The 16512-nt window shown below is 61.0% G+C and carries 15 protein-coding genes; 9 read left to right on the top strand and 6 right to left on the bottom strand.

The window, feature by feature from the left end:
* Positions 1–45: 45 nt before the first annotated feature.
* Positions 46–1032, bottom strand: a complete 987-nt coding sequence (locus tag M2335_RS16210; protein WP_264595487.1) for a nucleotidyltransferase domain-containing protein — start codon at positions 1030–1032, stop codon at positions 46–48.
* Positions 1033–1380: 348 nt separating this feature from the next.
* Here M2335_RS16210 and M2335_RS16205 point away from each other — a divergent pair, with 348 nt between their 5' ends.
* Together M2335_RS16205 and M2335_RS16200 are read left to right on the top strand one after the other, a co-directional pair.
* Entirely contained in the window at positions 1381–2256 is an 876-nt protein-coding gene (locus M2335_RS16205; RefSeq protein ID WP_264595486.1) for a hypothetical protein, read from the top strand.
* A gap of 305 nt (positions 2257–2561) precedes the next feature.
* Entirely contained in the window at positions 2562–3122 is a 561-nt protein-coding gene (locus tag M2335_RS16200) for a DUF4238 domain-containing protein (protein WP_264595485.1), read from the top strand.
* 270 nt (positions 3123–3392) lie between these two features.
* On the opposite strand, the gene M2335_RS16195 is transcribed toward M2335_RS16200, so the two are convergent.
* Positions 3393–3668, bottom strand: a complete 276-nt coding sequence (locus M2335_RS16195) for an HU family DNA-binding protein (RefSeq protein WP_264595484.1) — start codon at positions 3666–3668, stop codon at positions 3393–3395.
* Between the two features lie 147 nt (positions 3669–3815).
* Between M2335_RS16195 and M2335_RS16190 the strand changes: the two genes are divergently transcribed.
* Entirely contained in the window at positions 3816–4373 is a 558-nt protein-coding gene (locus tag M2335_RS16190) for a hypothetical protein (protein WP_264595483.1), read from the top strand.
* 43 nt (positions 4374–4416) lie between these two features.
* On the opposite strand, the gene M2335_RS16185 is transcribed toward M2335_RS16190, so the two are convergent.
* Positions 4417–7050: an AAA family ATPase gene (locus tag M2335_RS16185; protein WP_264595482.1), complete on the bottom strand. Its 2634-nt coding sequence runs from the start codon at positions 7048–7050 to the stop codon at positions 4417–4419.
* Complete coding sequence (locus tag M2335_RS16180; RefSeq protein ID WP_264595481.1) at positions 7047–8156, bottom strand: metallophosphoesterase family protein; 1110 nt, start codon at positions 8154–8156, stop codon at positions 7047–7049. Before M2335_RS16180 ends, M2335_RS16185 begins: the two co-directional genes overlap by 4 nt.
* 446 nt (positions 8157–8602) lie before the next feature.
* On the opposite strand from M2335_RS16180, the gene M2335_RS16175 reads away from it, so the two are divergent.
* Positions 8603–9220, top strand: a complete 618-nt coding sequence (locus tag M2335_RS16175) for a hypothetical protein (RefSeq protein ID WP_264595480.1) — start codon at positions 8603–8605, stop codon at positions 9218–9220.
* Here M2335_RS16175 and M2335_RS16170 read toward each other — a convergent pair.
* Together M2335_RS16170 and M2335_RS16165 are read right to left on the bottom strand one after the other, a co-directional pair.
* Positions 9169–9702, bottom strand: coding sequence for a nucleotide-binding protein (locus M2335_RS16170; protein WP_264595479.1), 534 nt, complete (start codon positions 9700–9702; stop codon positions 9169–9171). The genes M2335_RS16175 and M2335_RS16170 overlap by 52 nt on opposite strands.
* A gap of 86 nt (positions 9703–9788) precedes the next feature.
* Positions 9789–9962, bottom strand: coding sequence for a hypothetical protein (locus M2335_RS16165; protein WP_264595478.1), 174 nt, complete (start codon positions 9960–9962; stop codon positions 9789–9791).
* Positions 9963–10033: 71 nt separating this feature from the next.
* On the opposite strand from M2335_RS16165, the gene M2335_RS16160 reads away from it, so the two are divergent.
* The 5 genes from M2335_RS16160 to M2335_RS16140 all read left to right on the top strand — a co-directional run bounded on the left by M2335_RS16160 (position 10034) and on the right by M2335_RS16140 (position 16461).
* The gene (locus M2335_RS16160) at positions 10034–10234 is read left to right on the top strand and encodes a hypothetical protein (RefSeq protein ID WP_264595477.1); all 201 of its coding nucleotides are present in this window, start codon (positions 10034–10036) and stop codon (positions 10232–10234) included.
* A gap of 74 nt (positions 10235–10308) precedes the next feature.
* The gene (locus M2335_RS16515) at positions 10309–10674 is read left to right on the top strand and encodes a hypothetical protein (protein ID WP_319801209.1); all 366 of its coding nucleotides are present in this window, start codon (positions 10309–10311) and stop codon (positions 10672–10674) included.
* 264 nt (positions 10675–10938) lie between these two features.
* Positions 10939–11670 (top strand): ImuA family protein, encoded by a 732-nt coding sequence (locus tag M2335_RS16150; protein WP_264595543.1) that lies wholly within the window; start codon positions 10939–10941, stop codon positions 11668–11670.
* Positions 11591–13150 carry a DNA polymerase Y family protein gene (locus M2335_RS16145; protein ID WP_264595475.1) on the top strand — a complete coding sequence of 520 codons (1560 nt, stop codon included), beginning with the start codon at positions 11591–11593 and terminating at the stop codon, positions 13148–13150. Before M2335_RS16150 ends, M2335_RS16145 begins: the two co-directional genes overlap by 80 nt.
* Positions 13147–16461, top strand: coding sequence for an error-prone DNA polymerase (locus M2335_RS16140; RefSeq protein ID WP_264595474.1), 3315 nt, complete (start codon positions 13147–13149; stop codon positions 16459–16461). The genes M2335_RS16145 and M2335_RS16140 overlap by 4 nt, the downstream gene beginning before the upstream one ends.
* Positions 16462–16512 lie beyond the last annotated feature (51 nt).

The raw sequence follows: 16512 nt of genomic DNA, 5'->3' as shown, positions 1-16512 counted from the left end.
AAGATGCTCTGACTGCGATGAACGGGTGGAATTCCCAAAGTAAGCCTACCGCTCCGGTTTCTGACCGTCCCAGAGCTCAAAATGAGGTTTTAGTTCATCGGGAAGCTCCTCTTGAAATGCTTCGTCCAGTGCGTAGTGGGGCATCGACTGCCAGACGGCGTTCAGGATCGCGATGCCCTGCTTGCGATCCTTGGGTTTCTTCTGCGGATTGCGCTGGGGCTTCTCCGCCATCCAGAGCTTTTGCAGCGCAAACCATCGAGGGTCGGGAACGACCAGTCTCGCTGCCTCGCCATCGCGAACGCCAACCACACGATCGATCTGCCGACCGTTGAGCAACCATTCTTGCTCAGGGAGTGGGACGGGGCGCGGTTTGTCGCGTGCCGTTTGTCCGCCCAACCGGCTTGGCGCCGACAGAATTTCGACCTCATAGGCTTTGGCATTGCGCGCCTGAAAGGGACGCTCAGCGTTGACCGAATAGGTCATATCGACCTCCTTGAGCACTTTCCATAACGTGGGTCGCTCATCATCGGCTTCGATCGCAGTCAGGGCCATGTCGAAGTCCATCGTCGTATCGGGCGCATCGCGGATGAAGCCGTTCGCCTCCAGCGCATAGGCAAGCAAGGCGTTGGTCCCAACAACCATGGCTTGCTCGCCCAGAAAGCGCATCCGATCCGCCTCGCGCAGGATCTTGCCGGCTTCCGTGGGCAAGATCGGCAGCCGCAACGCGCGGTAGAGACTGCCTTGTTCCTTAAGGGTCGCCTTGCTCTGGGCGAGGCGCTCTTTGAGATCCGCCTTTTCCACTTTGTATTGATCGAAGTCTGCCTGCTTTTCAGCATCGAGCGGACCCTTGCTTTTCATGGAGCCGAGGCGATCCGTTACCTCATAGAGATATTCGCGTCCGGAGACCTCCTTGATCCGCATATTATAGGGCATGTCGTTGAGCGTGCGCAGGGTCTCCATCCAGACCTGATAGGCCTGTTCAAGATTGACGATGACCCTTGCTTGCTCATCGGAAAATGGTTCGACTGCCATGTTTACCCTGCATTTTGGTATTTCAGACCATATGCAGGGTAAACCACTTAAAAACAAGGTTTACCCTGCAAATTCGGTATCGGCTATATTGCAGGGTAATGCATGACGAACATGCGATCTTAGCCTGATGGGAGCGGTAAGGATCTGGCCATTATATCAGTTGGCTGGCTGCGAATCCGAGGAGACGATCGTATCGCCTTGCGTCTAGTGCTCCGGTGCTCCGGTGCTCCTGCTCCTTGTGGAACATATCATCGCTCATCTCGGCCCAAGCATGATTGAGCATTGTTTGGATCTTTTAGTAGAGACGGCGCAGCGACAATCCCAAAGCGGCTCGCGGGGAGGGGCAAGTTGCCGAAGCTTGACGAAAACCACGATCAAAGGACGCTGTTCGCCACATCGTTTGAACCCGAACTGCCGCCCATCCCAGGGGCAGCGCGGACGGATCGCGTGCCATCCTCGCTTTACGTGGCGCTTTGCTCGTTGCTCGCCGCCGCCGGCGCAAATACCATCCGACCGCCCTCGGAAGACCCGGAACCATCGATGCGCGATGCCATCGATGCAATCAGGCGAGCTGCGGCGGCATTTGAAGTTGCGCCTGGCGTGGCCTTGTCCGACCGGCTCTGGTTTGGTGCCGGACCGATCGGGACCGGAGAGGTTGCGGCTGCGCTGAAGAGGGGAGGACAGGGCTTTCTTCTCCTGTTCGGACATGAGGTCGATGATCATGTCGTCTACTCCGCACGCGCAGCCCCTTTCCGGATCATCGGCGGCATCGAACGTGCGTCCTGCGTCTCGGGACCATTTCTGATGTTGGTGGTTTGCCGCATCGATCCGCAGGGCTGCGTTGAGGCCGTGCGCGGCTACGCACAGCCTGTACTGAGTGGTCGATTGCTTGTCCCGGTTGGCTCCTCGTTTGAGCGCGACGTGCTGAACGCCTTGCGGATGTTGCAGGAGAAGCTCGACCCGCATGGCGTGGCGCTCGCGATCGAGAGCGTTTTGCCTGAGGTCCAAGGCGCCGGCTGCACCACATTATGGCTGAAACTCTCCGACGACATGCGCCGATCCGAGCAGCTCGAGGTTCAGGTAAGCGAGCGGTCGATCCTGGGCGGCGCAACCGAATCCGCGTTCGTCGTCACGCCTGCAGAGCGGGGTGACGGCTCCTTCATAGCCTGGCTGGAGGACCGGATCGCCCTGCCTCGTGATAGCATCGTTTCCCCGAAGTCGTGAAACGTCGGAAACGTCAACTTTGCATAGCGGCGATCAGCGTCGCTCGACGATAAGAGGTCTTCAGCTGCGTTAGGGGTAGTATGACCGAGAATAGACGAAGCCGGTCCAACCCGCCTCAACCGGGCAATCCTCACGGATTGTCGCGGCGCCAACATGTATTTCCCGTAATAAGCATCGAGCGCTTTGAGCGGGATGGCGGCGTCGACCTATACGATCTGGTTCGCGGCAAGCAGCGGCGAGCAGGCAACGCTGACACCCTGTTCTGCGCTGATCGCAGTTGGAACCACGGATCGGAGACAGGCTTCATGAAGCGCATCGAAGATGCGTTTCAGAAGCTGGCCACCACCATCCTGGCAGAGCGCCATTTTGATTTCGATGAGGCGCAATGTGACGTCATTTCTGAATTCTATGCGCTCTGGCAGGCGCGGGCCGAGCGGCGGCACCTTCCGATGCAATATGTCGAACCCGCCGGCACGCTCGGCATGCGTCATGAACATTCAGCAGATGAACTCGAGATTTTAGAGAAGAATGGTTACATCGCGGCCCGGCCGGACGGGTCATTTGCGATGCGCGATTTGATGGGCACGGTTATCTATTTGAATGTCGACCGCATAAGGGACGCGCTGGCGGCCAAGCGTTGGGGACTTATTGAGCCGGTCGACGGGGAGTTTTGCGTACCCGACGTGCCCCAGCATGGTATCTTGCCACTCACGCCAACCTTGGCGTTGATCGCCAATGAGACAAGCGGACGGATTACGGAAAAGAATTTAGCGGATATCAACCGTGCGATGTTCGGACTGTGCCAGGAATATCTTTTCGCGCGCGATCTTTCCAGATGCCCGGGTCTTCCGACGGATCTGGCATAGAGCGGTACATCCAATAATCCCTGCCCACAGCCATAGTCGCTAATCGCACTGCATGTCCGTCCGGGCCGTAAGGAACAGAGCGCGATGTTTAGGGCTCAATTTGAAGGAAAGCGCATCGAGCCATTCACCTGCGATAATCATGTGCAGACGCTCGATCGTCTGGCCGAAGCGATCAACGCAACGCCGGGCGAAGTCTTTGGGCGCCGCCCTATTTCTTCTGGATGAGGAGGCGCCTCGACCGAGATGGACAGAGGCGCCTCAACCTAAGACTTAGCCGTTGAGTTTGTCCTTTACGGCCTTTGCGACGGTAAAAGTGAGCTTACGCGAAGCGGCGATCTTGATGGTCTCGCCATTTGCGGGATTGCGGCCCTCCCGGGCAGGCATATCCTTCACCTTGAACTTTCCAAAACCGTTGAGGCTCACTTCCTCGCCTTTGGCCGCCGCTTGCGCAATTGCTGCGAACACGGCGTCGACCGCCTTGCGGGCATCGGCCTTGGTCGATCCGGTCTGACTGGCAAGGGTGTCCGCAAGGTCGCTGTTATTCATTTGGTGTCCTTCCGATTTGATGGAGTTTCTCGCTCATAGCCTGGATAGTTTCAGCACCGTCCGTCAAGTGAGATCCATACACAACTGGTCAGGAGCGATGCGGAGTTTGGTTGGCCAAGCTCGTGCTAGCGACTATCAAACCGCGCCATGAAGCGTCCAAACACCGTCCCGGCATCGATCACGCCTGATATCATGCAATTCTGCCGCAGAATTGCCGACGGGGAGCCTGTCTTTGTTTCATCGATCCCTTTTCGGGGGAGCGTCACATCAGCATGTTTCGATAATGTTTCAAGAAAGATTGCGAGAAGCGGTGGCAGCGTCGCGTATGGCTGGGCCATCTGGCATATACCTGACCTGTATTACGAGGCGGAACATCACGCAGTTTGGCGAAACAAATCCGGGAATTTGATTGATGTCAGCCCGCAGTTGGAAGGCCGCAAGCGGCTGCTTTTCCTGCCGGATGAGGCGGCGGTCTATGATCCCTGGAACCCCAGGATGAACGTGATGCTTCCGGCAACTGACACCGATATCGCTGTGGAGATGGCTGCGTTGGGAAGGGCGCGGCAGGAACTGTTTACACGCTGTCGCGTGCTCGGTACGTCGGAACTGCGACTGTACGATGCTGATCAGGTTGAGCTCATGGCTATCGATCGAAGAATTGAGGAGGTCATGAGGACAGCGGGCGTGATCAAGTCGGGGAGTTAATCGGTTAGGTTCTTGGAAGCATGTGCTCATCCGCCAAGGCTGACTAGCTTGCGGCGCTGAGGAGGATCCTGTTGCCCGGAACATGCCGGAATGCGCGGTCCCGGCAGGTCAGCAGTATGATTTGCATGCGCGTAGATGCCTCTGTCAGGATCTCGATCATGGTGTCGAGGCGGCCATCGTCCGAATACACTAAGGGGTCATCCAGAATCAGCGACACGGGCTTTCCCTGCTCAAGCAGCAGGTCCGCGAACGCTATCCTTGTGAGGACGGCAAGCTGCTCTTGGGTGCCGCGCGAAAGGTTGGCGCAGCTTTCGTCCACGCCAACCCGGCTTACGCTCGCCAGTGTAAGGTCCTCGGCGAAGGTGAGATCGCAGTCTGGGAGGAGCTGCGAGATATACCGCTTCGCGCGCTTCGCTACCGGGCCGACGAACTTGGCTGCGGTTTCGGTTCGTGCGCTTTCCAGCGTGTCGCGGAGCAGTTTCAGCACATCTGCCTCTTCGGTGACCCGCTGGAGCGCGGCGCTTGCCGCCTCGACTTCCTCCAGAGCGGCCGCAGCGCGATCGGCCAGGCCGAGGCCGCCCTCGCTCTCGATAGTACCCTCGAGCCGGGCGATCTCGGTTTCCAGTCTGGTGCGCGTTTCAGCGGCTACGCGGCCACGCGCGTCGATGACGTCGATCTTGCGGTTGATTGCCGCGACATCGAGCGCCGACGCATTTCGCTCCGCCTCCTCCAATCGGACCGCCACTTCCGCTGCAACTCCGCGCGCTTGATCGAGGTCCGCATCAAGAGAGGCCCATTCCCTGCGAGCCTCGATTTCCCGAAGAAGAGCTTTCGCGTTGGCGAGGTCGCTTACCACGCCGGCTTCCGCCAGGGCGAGAGGCGCATCCGCCTCCTCCGCACGTCGCAGCGCAGCGACAGCACTGTCCTGAGTACCTTCAGCACGCGCGAGTTTCGTCTCAGCCGTCTCGAGCGCCTCTGCGAGGACTTTAACATCGGGGAGGGCAATCTCCGCCCCGCTTTCCGCCGGCTCGAGCTCGGCGACGAACAGCTTTAACGCCTCTGGGCCGGCGACGATTTGAAGGATGTCGTCAGCGGGAGTGACAACCTCGATCCGTGCAGCGAGCGTGCGCAGTTCGGCGGCGGCGTCGCGAGCCGTCTCATTGCGCAAACGAGCGGCGGCAAGATCGGCTATCTGGAGTTCATCGAGTGCGGCTCGCCGTTTGCGGATCGCAACGGCAAGGGTCTCTTCGGCACTTGCGGCAGCCGCCGGGGGGCTGACGATCAACTGTGCCCCTCCGATCACGATTTGAGCAGCGCGCGTGATGCTTCGCTCGCCAGCTGGCATCGGCTCGCCATCGATTGTGACGCCGTTGATGCTGCCAGACAGCTTCAGTCGGGTCGCACCTGCGTCCACGACAGCCTGAGCCTGGCTCACCGCGCGATCATTCGCTTCGAGCGTCTCCACAGTTTTGGTCGATATCGCGGTCGCGGCAAGGTCCATCGTGTCGCGATGCAACTGCTCGAGCTTGAGCAGCTCATCATGGCGACGTCGAGCAGCGGCGGTCGCAGCTTGGCGACGACTGAGCCGGACAGTCTCTTCACCAGCTGCGAGCGCCGCTCGGGCGTCTCGTCGTTCGCTGCGCGCTACCTCGAAGTCTTCAAGGGCCGAAGCGACCTTGGTCTTGGCGGTCAAAAGCGCTTCCTTGGATTCGGCACGCTTTGCCTGAATTGTTTCTAGGGCCTTGGTCGCGTTGTCGCGTGTGATCGTCGCCGCCGCATGGCGAGATTTCAGGTCTTCCAGTCCTCTCAGTTTCGCGGCGGCCGCCTCCTGTTCTGCCTTCCGGGTGGAGAGGATCTGCCCTGCAGCGCGGGCGACCTCGAGGGAGGAGACTAGATCTTTGCGGGCCTGCGCATCGGTCTCGTCCGCGATCTCCCGCTGGATGATCTTGAGCCGGCCACTTGCAGCGTCAAGGTCGGAAAAGCTTCGCTCCAGTGCCGCGAGCCGCTCGTTTGCCTCCTGGGCGGCCGCTTCTGCGGCTTCCGACCTTTCGCGCGCGTCATTCTGCCGGCCGCGTTTCTGGCCGCCGGGCGACCAGTAAAGCTCGTACTGAGCGTCTATTCGTTGACGCACCCGCCGATAGGTCTCTCCTCCCATGATGGATCCAACCTCGGCTTCGAGCGTCGACGCGATTGTATCGCGGACAATCTGTCCCGGCCCCGAAACAGCGAGTGCCTCGGTCTGCGCAACCCACAACAAGCCTAGTGATCCATATGTAGCAACATCGCCGGCGCGACTGGTGTCACGGACCGAGCCGAGCAGCGCATTGAGCTGTGCTTCTGCGTCGTCCCCTTGAGCCCGACCTTGCGGACTGGAGATTTCCAGCGAAGGGCTCCGGAGGAAGCGCTTCGCCAGCAACCAGGGAGAACCGTCCACGTCGAAAGCCACCTTGATCTCGGGGCCCACCGCCTCACCATAGGGTGCAAATGACTGCGCCAGTTGGTTGCGTGTGTTGTGGCGAACGAAGAAGGCTGCCCGCAGCGCCTCAAGCAACGTGGATTTCCCGGTTTCATTTGGTTCGATGACGATGTTCAACCCCTCCGAGAGATTGTCTATCGCGAAGGGCTTCCGGAATTTCCGGAAGCCGTCGACCGCGATCTGCCGGATGACGAGACTCATACCCGATCCTCACGGCTATATTCGATGAACAATCGCTCGAGCGCTCGCTTGGCGACGACGCCATCCGGACCGCCCGCGTCAATTTTCACGCTGAGACTGGCTGCGGCAGTTCCGAGCATCCCTTCCACGGCCAGCGCCGCGAGGTCTTCCTCGCGCGGGCGGCCGACCAAGTCATCAGCCCGCACAGTCAGATGCCGCAGTCGATGACCAAGGTCGCTTTCGAGCCGCTCGAGCATTGCCACCCGGTCGCCGAGGTTGGTGATGCCCGCCAGGGTCAGCTGCAGAAGTGTGTTGGGGGCGTCGATATCAGCAAGAAGTTGGGCGCATTCACCATCGAAGGCTGCCTTGTCGTTCACGGTCCAATCGCGCATGAGCCACTGAAAGCGACCGGTCCGGATCGGCGTTACTGTCGGCGCAAGGTCGGGCTGCAGATCAACAACCAGCGCGTGACCTGGCTCATCGCGCTGGAAGCGGTCGGTCTCTGGTGTTCCGGAATACCATGTCCGTGCATCGACCTTGAGGGCACCGTGCCAGTCGCCGAGCGCAAGATAGTCAAGGTTCGACAGCCTGGCACGGTCCGGCGCGATCTGGTTTTTTGTCTCTCCACGCGATCCGAAGTTCCTGATTGACCCGTGCGCGACCCCTATCCGCAGCCGGGCGCCTGGGGTCTCCACGGTATCAAAAAGGGTCGTAGGATCCTCCAAGTTATGCCGATGGATGAGCGGCGCGGGCAACAACCAGATACCGTCCTCAATCTCGCGGGGGTTGGGTTCAGAGAGAATGACGATCCTGTTACCGGCACGCTGCCGGACGCGGTCCCACAGGCCACCATTGCGAGCAAAGTCGTGGTTTCCTGGCAGGAGCCACCAGCGGCAGGCATACCGGTCCATGCGCGAGATCGCCTGAACGATCGTGCGATCTTCCGGACCTTCGGTATCAAAAATATCGCCAGCGACGATGACGTGCTGCGCGCTATGTTCGGCGGCGGCTCTCCCTAGCGCGTCAATGGCGTCGAAGCGGGCTTCCGTCAGGGCGCCCCGGACGTCAGTATCGAAGCGGCCGAAGGGTTTACCCAGCTGCCAGTCAGCGGAATGGATGAACTTCATGCCAACCTATGTAGCTTGCATTGTCCAGCACGGACATAACGTTCGCTTAGCGCGAACCTAGTCATGCGACATTTGTCGGGCCTGCGACTGGGCATTGCTCCCCTGGTCGTCAACTGCGCAGCCTGGTTGGGTCGGACGCGTTCTTACCGCGCTGGCAGGAGTGGCTTGCCTGAGCGGAACCCGAGCCTGCAAGGCGGCGGCCAACCCGACTGACAAAATGCGCGATAATAAGGATTATGTTAAATAATATCAATGCTTTAGCTGGATGTTGATAGCGCAAGCACCACTGCTAATCAATCTGGTCTGATAATCAGATCTATTGGGCGCAAGAATGGCTTACCCCCTTTCTGCAGCCAGCATGATCGATGCTTAAATTCGGAACAGACGCAGGGAGGAGCTCGGCAGTGGGATTGCGAAGCAGATGGATGCGACTAGGCAATTGGGTTGTGCCGAAGAGTGAGGCCGCCCTGCAGTCCTTGGTGGTGATGGGCTTATATATCGTTGGGATAATCTCGCTCATCGTGTTGCCACTGGAGATGCTCTCCGCTGTTGCGTACCGTGCTGGCACGATCGATCACGGAGTCTTGCACCTCTCCCCATTGGGGAGCTGGCTTCTCCTCGTGGTCGTTAGCGCTACTTTTGCGGGGTCGATCGTCGTCGGGGGCTTCGCCAAGGCCTTCTTCACTAGCAATCATCTTGGTTGGCTATGGCTAATCCTGTTTGGGCTGGCGATGCTCATCGCGTTGACCACCATGTTCGATCAGATGCGCGTCGCCATGGGAGCCTTTGCCGCCGTCCATGCCGGCGACAATCCGAAGGTGACCGCGTTCATTGCCTTCTGGCTCCTCATGGTTGGGTATGCAGCGAAGGCGGTGTGGGACGAGGCGCGCGATCGCTCCGCGAAATGGGTCAAATCTGTCTTCGACAAGTTCGGCATCCAGCTCATACTCCGACCGATCACCGGGATGAGTGAGTTCACCATGCTCGGCGCTGGCGGACGGCGGTCTAAACGTTACGGATCCCGCGTCAGCCAGCCCACGACGATCCGCTCGAAATCGACGTAGGGGATCTTCTTAGGATCAAATTCCAGCGTCGCAGCCAGCACGGGCAGGTCCCCGGCGAATTGCTCGTAAAGCCTGACGACTTTGTCCCCGCTGGAAATCTGCCGTCGCGATACGTTGGCAAGCCAGTCGCGGGTTTCGCGTACCGCCTCCACCGCCTTGCCGTCGTGGGCATGGATGTCGATCCCCGCAATGTCTGAGATAAACTTCTGATAGCGGTACTTCTCGATATCGAGAACGAGCAGTCGCTTGTCGTGCTGGGCCTTATCGCCGTATCGCTTGGCCCCGAGGAACAACCCAAGTTCGAGCGGCATGTTGAACCGCGGCAAGCCATTGTCGTCATCCAGCTCTGTACGGCAAATGTCGTGTATGCCGTACCGGCATTCCTCGATCAGATTGTAGAGCTTGTCGATGCGGGTCTGCCCACCATCGTCCAGCTCGCGTGCTGATCTGGGCCGGAAGCCGCACGCAAATACGGTGAACACCAGCGCTTGGAAGATCGGTCTGTAGTCAGGGTCGAAGGGACAGTTTATGAAAACATCGTCCGTTGACAGCCGAGGCGGTGGCAAACCTACTTCTTCGAGCTATGAACGGTATTCGCGGCCGACCGGGCCTTGGCGATCGTGATCTTGCCGCCCTTGGTGGCCGGTGCGAGCACGTACTGACCCGTAACCGCGCTACGGCCGACCTTCTTGGCGCCCGTGCTGGTGCTCTTGCTGGTCGACGAAGGTGCTGCAGTTGCCATGCAATGTATGTGCTCTTTTGCGGTCGGATTCGCAACCCTTGGGGCGCTCGTGAGATCCTTGGAGGACAGACGTGGACATTCGGTTGACCGCAACGCCCAAGGGCAACGGGTTTCAGGCAACCATCACCTTCTCGAGTGGGGTGTCGATCAGTTCGGCAGAGGCATTTCCGAGTGAAGTCGAAGCCGTCCTCGCTGCGGCCGAGAAGCTGCTGCAGATGCCCGATCGGGTTCAGCGCCTCGCTGACGAGGAACGGGAACCCGGCCCCGGCTGAGCCCGCCGGCGCAGCACGGTGAGCGCTTCAGGCACAATGGTATAAACCGCCTCGCGCTGGGCACCGCGGTTCTGGTGATCAACTCGATAGCCCTGGTAGTGGCGGCGAAGCAGGCCCCCGCGCACAAGATCCGATACCGTCCGGCTAACATTGCAGCGGCCGGAGCTGCGCACACGATCGCGGACCTTGCTGTCGATTACATCCTCAGCCTCGGCACGATCGGCCGGCAGCTGTTTTGCCTGTTCAAGTTCGGCTCGGACCGCTTCGACCGTCAATCGCCTGCGCGCATCACGCTGTCCCATTGGAACAAGCGCGTCGCAGAGCCAGTCCCGCACAGGAACGGCGCTGTTACCAGTCATAACGTAGGGGCCGGCGCTACCCTGTTCGTCTGCGACCTCCGCGAGAAGCTGGAGCAGCATGAAGGCAAATTTCGGGCGTGACGATGCACCTGCAACAGCGGCCAAAAGTGCCGGTGTGTCCATGCTTTTGCGGCTTACCGCTTGCTCAAAAAGGTCGGCCTGGTGGAACATAGGGAGAATCTACGCTGCCTCGCAGCGGATGTGAATCCCGTACGTGCATGAGGCAGCATTTTTTTCGCTGCTGCGCCGCGTCGCCCAGAGGATTGGAGACGCGCCTTGACTCGGAGGCATCGCAGCTAGAACATAAAGGGAACGAATCAACGTACCCCGAGTCTCTTGAATGCCATGCGTCAATCCAATGTCCTCGAAGATCTGCGAGCGCGCATCGCGCAAATCGAGGGCGTGGGCGTTCGACATGCGGCAATCCCGTTCGGCGTCGATGAGTTAGATCAGCGTTTGCCTGGAGCGGGCATCGCCACGGGTGCTCTGCACGAGATCGCCGGCAGTCCCGATCTTGCGGATGATGCGTGCGCGACCGTCTTTCTGGCAGGCATCCTCGCACGGATCGATGGACCGGTTCTCTGGTGCTTGCGCTGGCGCGACCTTTTCGCCCCTGCCCTTCATCTGGCCGGCCTGCACCCCGACCGGGTGATCCATGTCGAGGCAGGAAGCGACGCCAACGTGCTCCTGGCCATGGAGGAATGCCTGCGGCACCCCGGCATTGCGGGGGTCGTCGGAGAAGTCGCGAAATACTCGACGACGGCGTCAAAGCGGCTTCAGCTCGCCGCTGAGAGCTCGGGCGTGGTAGCCTTCGTGTTCCGCCGGGCTTCAAAGGTGGACCAGATCGCTGAAGGTACAGCGGCTGTGACGCGCTGGCGGATATTTGCGGCGCCGAGCGAAGATCTCGGCATTCCAAGTCTCGGCCGCTCGCGTTGGCGCGTCGAACTGGAACGCGTGCGCGGCGGTAATCCGCACTCCTGGATAGTGGAGGCGTGCGATGCGACGGGTCGTATCGCTCTTCCTGCCGCACTGGTCGACCGACCGGCTGCGGCGGAAGATCGCAAATTCGTCGCCTGAGCGGCGCGATCTGATCACAGAAGATGGACCGCTGGTAACGGCCATCCCGGATCACGGTCGCCGCGTCATCGCGGCGATCGACGCCGGTGCTCGCGCTCTCGGCATCAAGCCAGGAATGACGGTCACGAAGGCGCGCGCACTCGCGCCGGAACTCCAGGTGGTCGATGCCGAGCCGGACGCGGATCTCGAGGGCCTGCGCCGGCTCGCGCTATGGGCAGGCCGCCGATACTCGCCGTTCGTGTCACCCGACGCACCAGACGGAATCTGGCTCGACATCACCGGTTGCGCGTCGCTGTTCGGGACGGAGAAGGCCCTACTCAAGGATCTCCATCGTCGTGTCGCGGCGTCCGGGCTTTCGGTGCAGATCGCGGTCGCCGACACGGCGGGCTGCGCCCACGCCGTTGCGCGGCACGTTCCTGCTGGTCGCCCTGTGACAATCGAGCCGGGTGATCACCGCAAGGCGATCGCGATTCTGCCGATTGCCGCGCTCCGTCTGCCGGGAAGCGATATCGAGGCCCTGCGGAAATTGGGGTTCGAGCGCATCGAACAGCTCATCGGCGCGCCGCGACCGCCATTGGCCAAGCGATTTGGCCGTGAGCTGCATCGCCGGCTCGACCAGGCATTGGGTATGCTTCCTGAGCCGATCGATCCCATCTTCCCCGAACACGTCCCCAAGGCGCGCCGGGGCTTTATGGAGCCTATCGCGACGCCCGAAGCCTTCAGTTTGGTGATCGGCGACCTGGTGGCAGATGTCGTCGACCAGCTCGGCCATCTCGGGAAAGGCGCACGCCGGCTCGACTGCTATTTCCATAGGGTCGATGGGCACAATCAGGCGATCCGGGTCGGAACAGCGGCCGCGTCTCGCGATGCGCGCCATCTCGGCAAGCTGCTCTGCGCCAAAATCGAGACGATCGAACCAGGCGAAGGCATCGAAGCCATGACGCTGGTCACCCCGCTCGTCGAAGCTCTGGGTTCAACACAGGGCGAAGGGCTTGAGAGCCTTGGACGTCGGGGACCAGACCTCGCCGCTCTGGTCGATGCACTCGCCAATCGGTTCGGCCAACGCAGCCTTCATCGGGTCAGCCCGCAGGCGAGCACGATGCCCGAGCGCTCCACGGCCATGCGACCGGCGCTCGGCAAGATCACCGACGCGGGATGGGATGACGACTTACCGCGCCCCGCCCGCATGCTGGATCGACCCGAGCCGATCGAAGTGATTGCGCTGCTCCCGGACGATGCGCCGCGCATGTTCATCTGGCGGCGCAAACGGTACCGTGTGACCCAAGGAGACGGCCCGGAACGCCTCCATGGCGAATGGTGGCGTGAGAGCGGAATTGAGGCCGAAAATGCCCTCACCGTTCGCGACTATTATCAGGTCGAGACCCAGACGGGTGGGCGCTACTGGCTGTTTCGCCTGGGCGACGGGACCAGCCATGCCACCGGCAACATGCGCTGGTTCATTCATGGCGCGTTCGCATGACGAGCGATGCTCGCTATGTCGAGCTGCAGGTTACGACGCATTTCAGCTTCCTGCGCGGTGCGTCGTCGCCCGAAGAGTTGTTCGCCGCCGCGGCACTGCTGGGACTGCCCGCACTCGGTATCGTCGATCGCAGCTCCGTGGCAGGCATCGTTCGGGCCTGGGACGCCGAGAAGACGACAGGCGTACGATCGATCATCGGCTGCCGCCTCGATCTTGTGGATGGCACCGCCCTTCTTGTCTACCCGACCGATCGTGCTGCTTATGGTCGGATGTGTCGCTTGCTAAGCATCGGCAAGGAGCGCGCCGGAAAGGGCGCCTGCCACCTCGACTGGCACGACGTCGAGCAATGGAATGAGGGTCTCATTGCGATCCTCGTTCCGGATCGCGCGGACACGGTGGCGGAAGGGGCGCTCGCGCGTGCAAAGAGGATCTTCCGCGACTGCCTGTATCTGGCGCTTTCCATTCGCCGCCGGCCGAAAGATGCGATCCGGCTGCGCGATCTCGCGAACATGGCGGCAGCAGCCCGCGTGCCGACCGTTGCCACAAATGACGTGCTCTACCATTCGCCTGATCGGCGGATGCTGCAGGATGTCGTGACCTGCGTCCGGGAGCGATGCACAATCGACGAGCTTGGCGATCGGAGAGAGCGATTTGCAGACCGCTACCTGAAGACCGGCGAGGAAATGGAGCGTCTGTTCCGGCGATACCTCAGGGATGCCTCGCCGGTCTCGCGCACGCTGGAGGTGGCGAGGCGCTGCACGTTCAGCCTGGAGGAATTGCGCTACCAATATCCCGACGAGATCAGCGTTCCTGGCCGAACACCACAGGAAGAGCTGGAGCGGCTTACGTGGGAGAAGGCGCCCGAGCGCTATCCCGAAGGAATCGAGGGGAAGGTTCGTACCCAGCTCGAGCACGAACTGAAGCTGATCGCTGATCTTGAATATGCGCCTTACTTCCTGACGGTCCATTCGATCGTCGCCGAGGCGCGGCGCCGCGAGATCATCTGCCAAGGGCGAGGATCGGCGGCAAACAGCGCTGTTTGCTACGTGCTCGGTATCACATCGATCGATCCAGTCCGGTCTGAGCTTCTGTTTGAGCGCTTCGTCTCGGCCGAACGGCGCGAGCCTCCCGATATCGACGTCGATTTCGAGCATGAACGACGCGAGGAAGTGATCCAGTGGATTTATGAGACCTACGGCCGGACCCGGTCCGCGCTGACTGCCGTCGTCACCCGGTATCGCGCCCGAGGAGCGGTTCGCGACGTCGGCAAGGCGCTGGGTCTGAGCGAGGACATGACGGCCGGCTTGTCGAGTGCCGTCTGGAGCTGGAGCCGTGAGGGCGTCGAGGAGAAGCACGCCGAGGAGCTCAATATGGATCTCAGCGATCGCCGGCTCGCGCTGACGCTGGAACTGGCGCGGCAGCTCATCAACACCCCCCGCCATCTGTCGCAGCATCCCGGCGGGTTCGTTCTGACGCGCGACCGGCTCGATGAGCTTGTTCCGATCGAGCCGGCGGCGATGGAAGACCGACAGGTGATCGAGTGGGATAAGGACGATATCGACCTGTTGGGGTTTATGAAGGTCGACGTTCTGGCTCTCGGCATGTTGTCATGCATGCGCCGGGCGTTTGAATTCCTGGAGGACGACAAGGGACTGAAGCTCGATCTTGCCACGATACCGGCCGAGGATCCGGCGACCTACGCGATGATCCGAAAAGCCGACACCTTGGGCGTTTTCCAGATCGAAAGCCGAGCCCAGATGGCCTCCATCCCGCTGATGGCGCCGCGCACCTTTTACGACCTGGTCATTCAGGTGGCGATCGTCCGGCCGGGTCCGATTCAGGGGGATATGGTCCACCCCTACCGACGACGGCGCAACGGTGAGGAGGAGGTCACCTACCCGACCGAAGAGCTTCGACGCGTGCTCGAGAAGACCTTGGGCGTACCCCTGTTTCAGGAGCAGGCGATGCGCGTAGCGATCGAGTGCGCCGGCTTCACGGCGAGCGAAGCCGATTTGCTTCGCCGCGCGATGGCGACCTTCAAGCTAACCGGTGGCGTCTCGCATTTCCGCGACAAGCTGATCGATGGGATGGTGAGCCGGGGATATGATCAGGAATTTGCCGAGCGGACATTCAAACAGATTGAGGGCTTTGGATCCTACGGCTTCCCCGAGAGTCATGCCGCGAGCTTCGCGCTGATCGCCTATGCGAGCAGCTGGATGAAATGCCACCATCCGGACGTCTTTTGCGCAGCGTTGTTGAACGCGCAACCGATGGGCTTTTACGCGCCAGCGCAGATTGTACGCGACGCACGCCAGCACGGCGTGGAGGTTCGTCCGATCGATGTGAATCACAGCCGATGGGACTGTACGCTCGAGCCTGCGGGCGGTCGCTATCTCGCCGTGAGGCTCGGACTCCGTATGGTACGAGACCTGGCGAATGGCGACGCGGCGTCGATCGTCACCGCGCGCGCGAACACGCCTTACGAGAGTATCGAGGAAATACAGCGCCGTGCTGGTGTCGGCCGCGGCGCGCTCGACCGGATTGGTGAAGCCGATGGTTTCGGATCGCTAGGCAGTAGCAGGCGAGAGGGGCTGTGGAGCGTTAAGGGCCTGGGCAACGCGGCACTGCCGCTGTTCGCCGCAGCTGACGAACGGGAAGGCAAGCTGCGGGCGGAAGCGGTCGAGCCGACCGTCATTCTCGCGCCGATGGGCGAAGGTGCGGAAGTGGTCGAAGATTACCGGGCGTCCGGTCTGTCGCTGCGCGCGCATCCCCTCGCCTTCCTCCGCGACGAGCTACGCGCCCGAAAGATGATCACCTGCGAGGAATTACAGACCGTGAAGGATGGTCGGTGGATCAATCTGGCGGGGATTGTGCTCGTCCGTCAGAAGCCCGGTTCGGCGAAAGGGGTCATGTTCATCACGCTGGAAGATGAGACCAACGTCGCCAATCTGGTCGTGTGGACCAATGTCTTCGAGAAACATCGACGCATCGTGCTCGGCGCCTCGATGATGGGCGTACGCGGCCAGGTGCAGCGCGAAGGCAGTGTGATCCATGTGATCGCCCAGCGACTGGGGGACCTTTCATCCTTGCTCGCTACCGTCGGCAATCGAACAGACGTCGCCGATATTTACCGCACCAGTCGAGCCGATATCGTCAAAAGTCCGGTAGGCCCTGACCCCCGCGATCCTGCCCACTCGCCGTTGGGGAGGCAGCCACGCGACATTTTCATACCGGATCTACGGCTTGGCTCCGGGATCACTCCTGGGCAACCGACGGAAGGCATCAAGATTAAACCTCGGGACTTCCGATAGCGATGCCGCCGGCGGAGTCGGGCCGACTGTCGGACCCTAGACCGCCCTCGT

Origin of the sequence: Sphingobium sp. B12D2B (assembly GCF_025961775.1) — a bacterium.
Classification (GTDB): Bacteria; Pseudomonadota; Alphaproteobacteria; order Sphingomonadales; family Sphingomonadaceae; genus Sphingobium.
The sequence above is the reverse complement of the archived record's forward strand: the minus strand, read 5'-3'. Positions and strand labels throughout refer to the sequence as shown.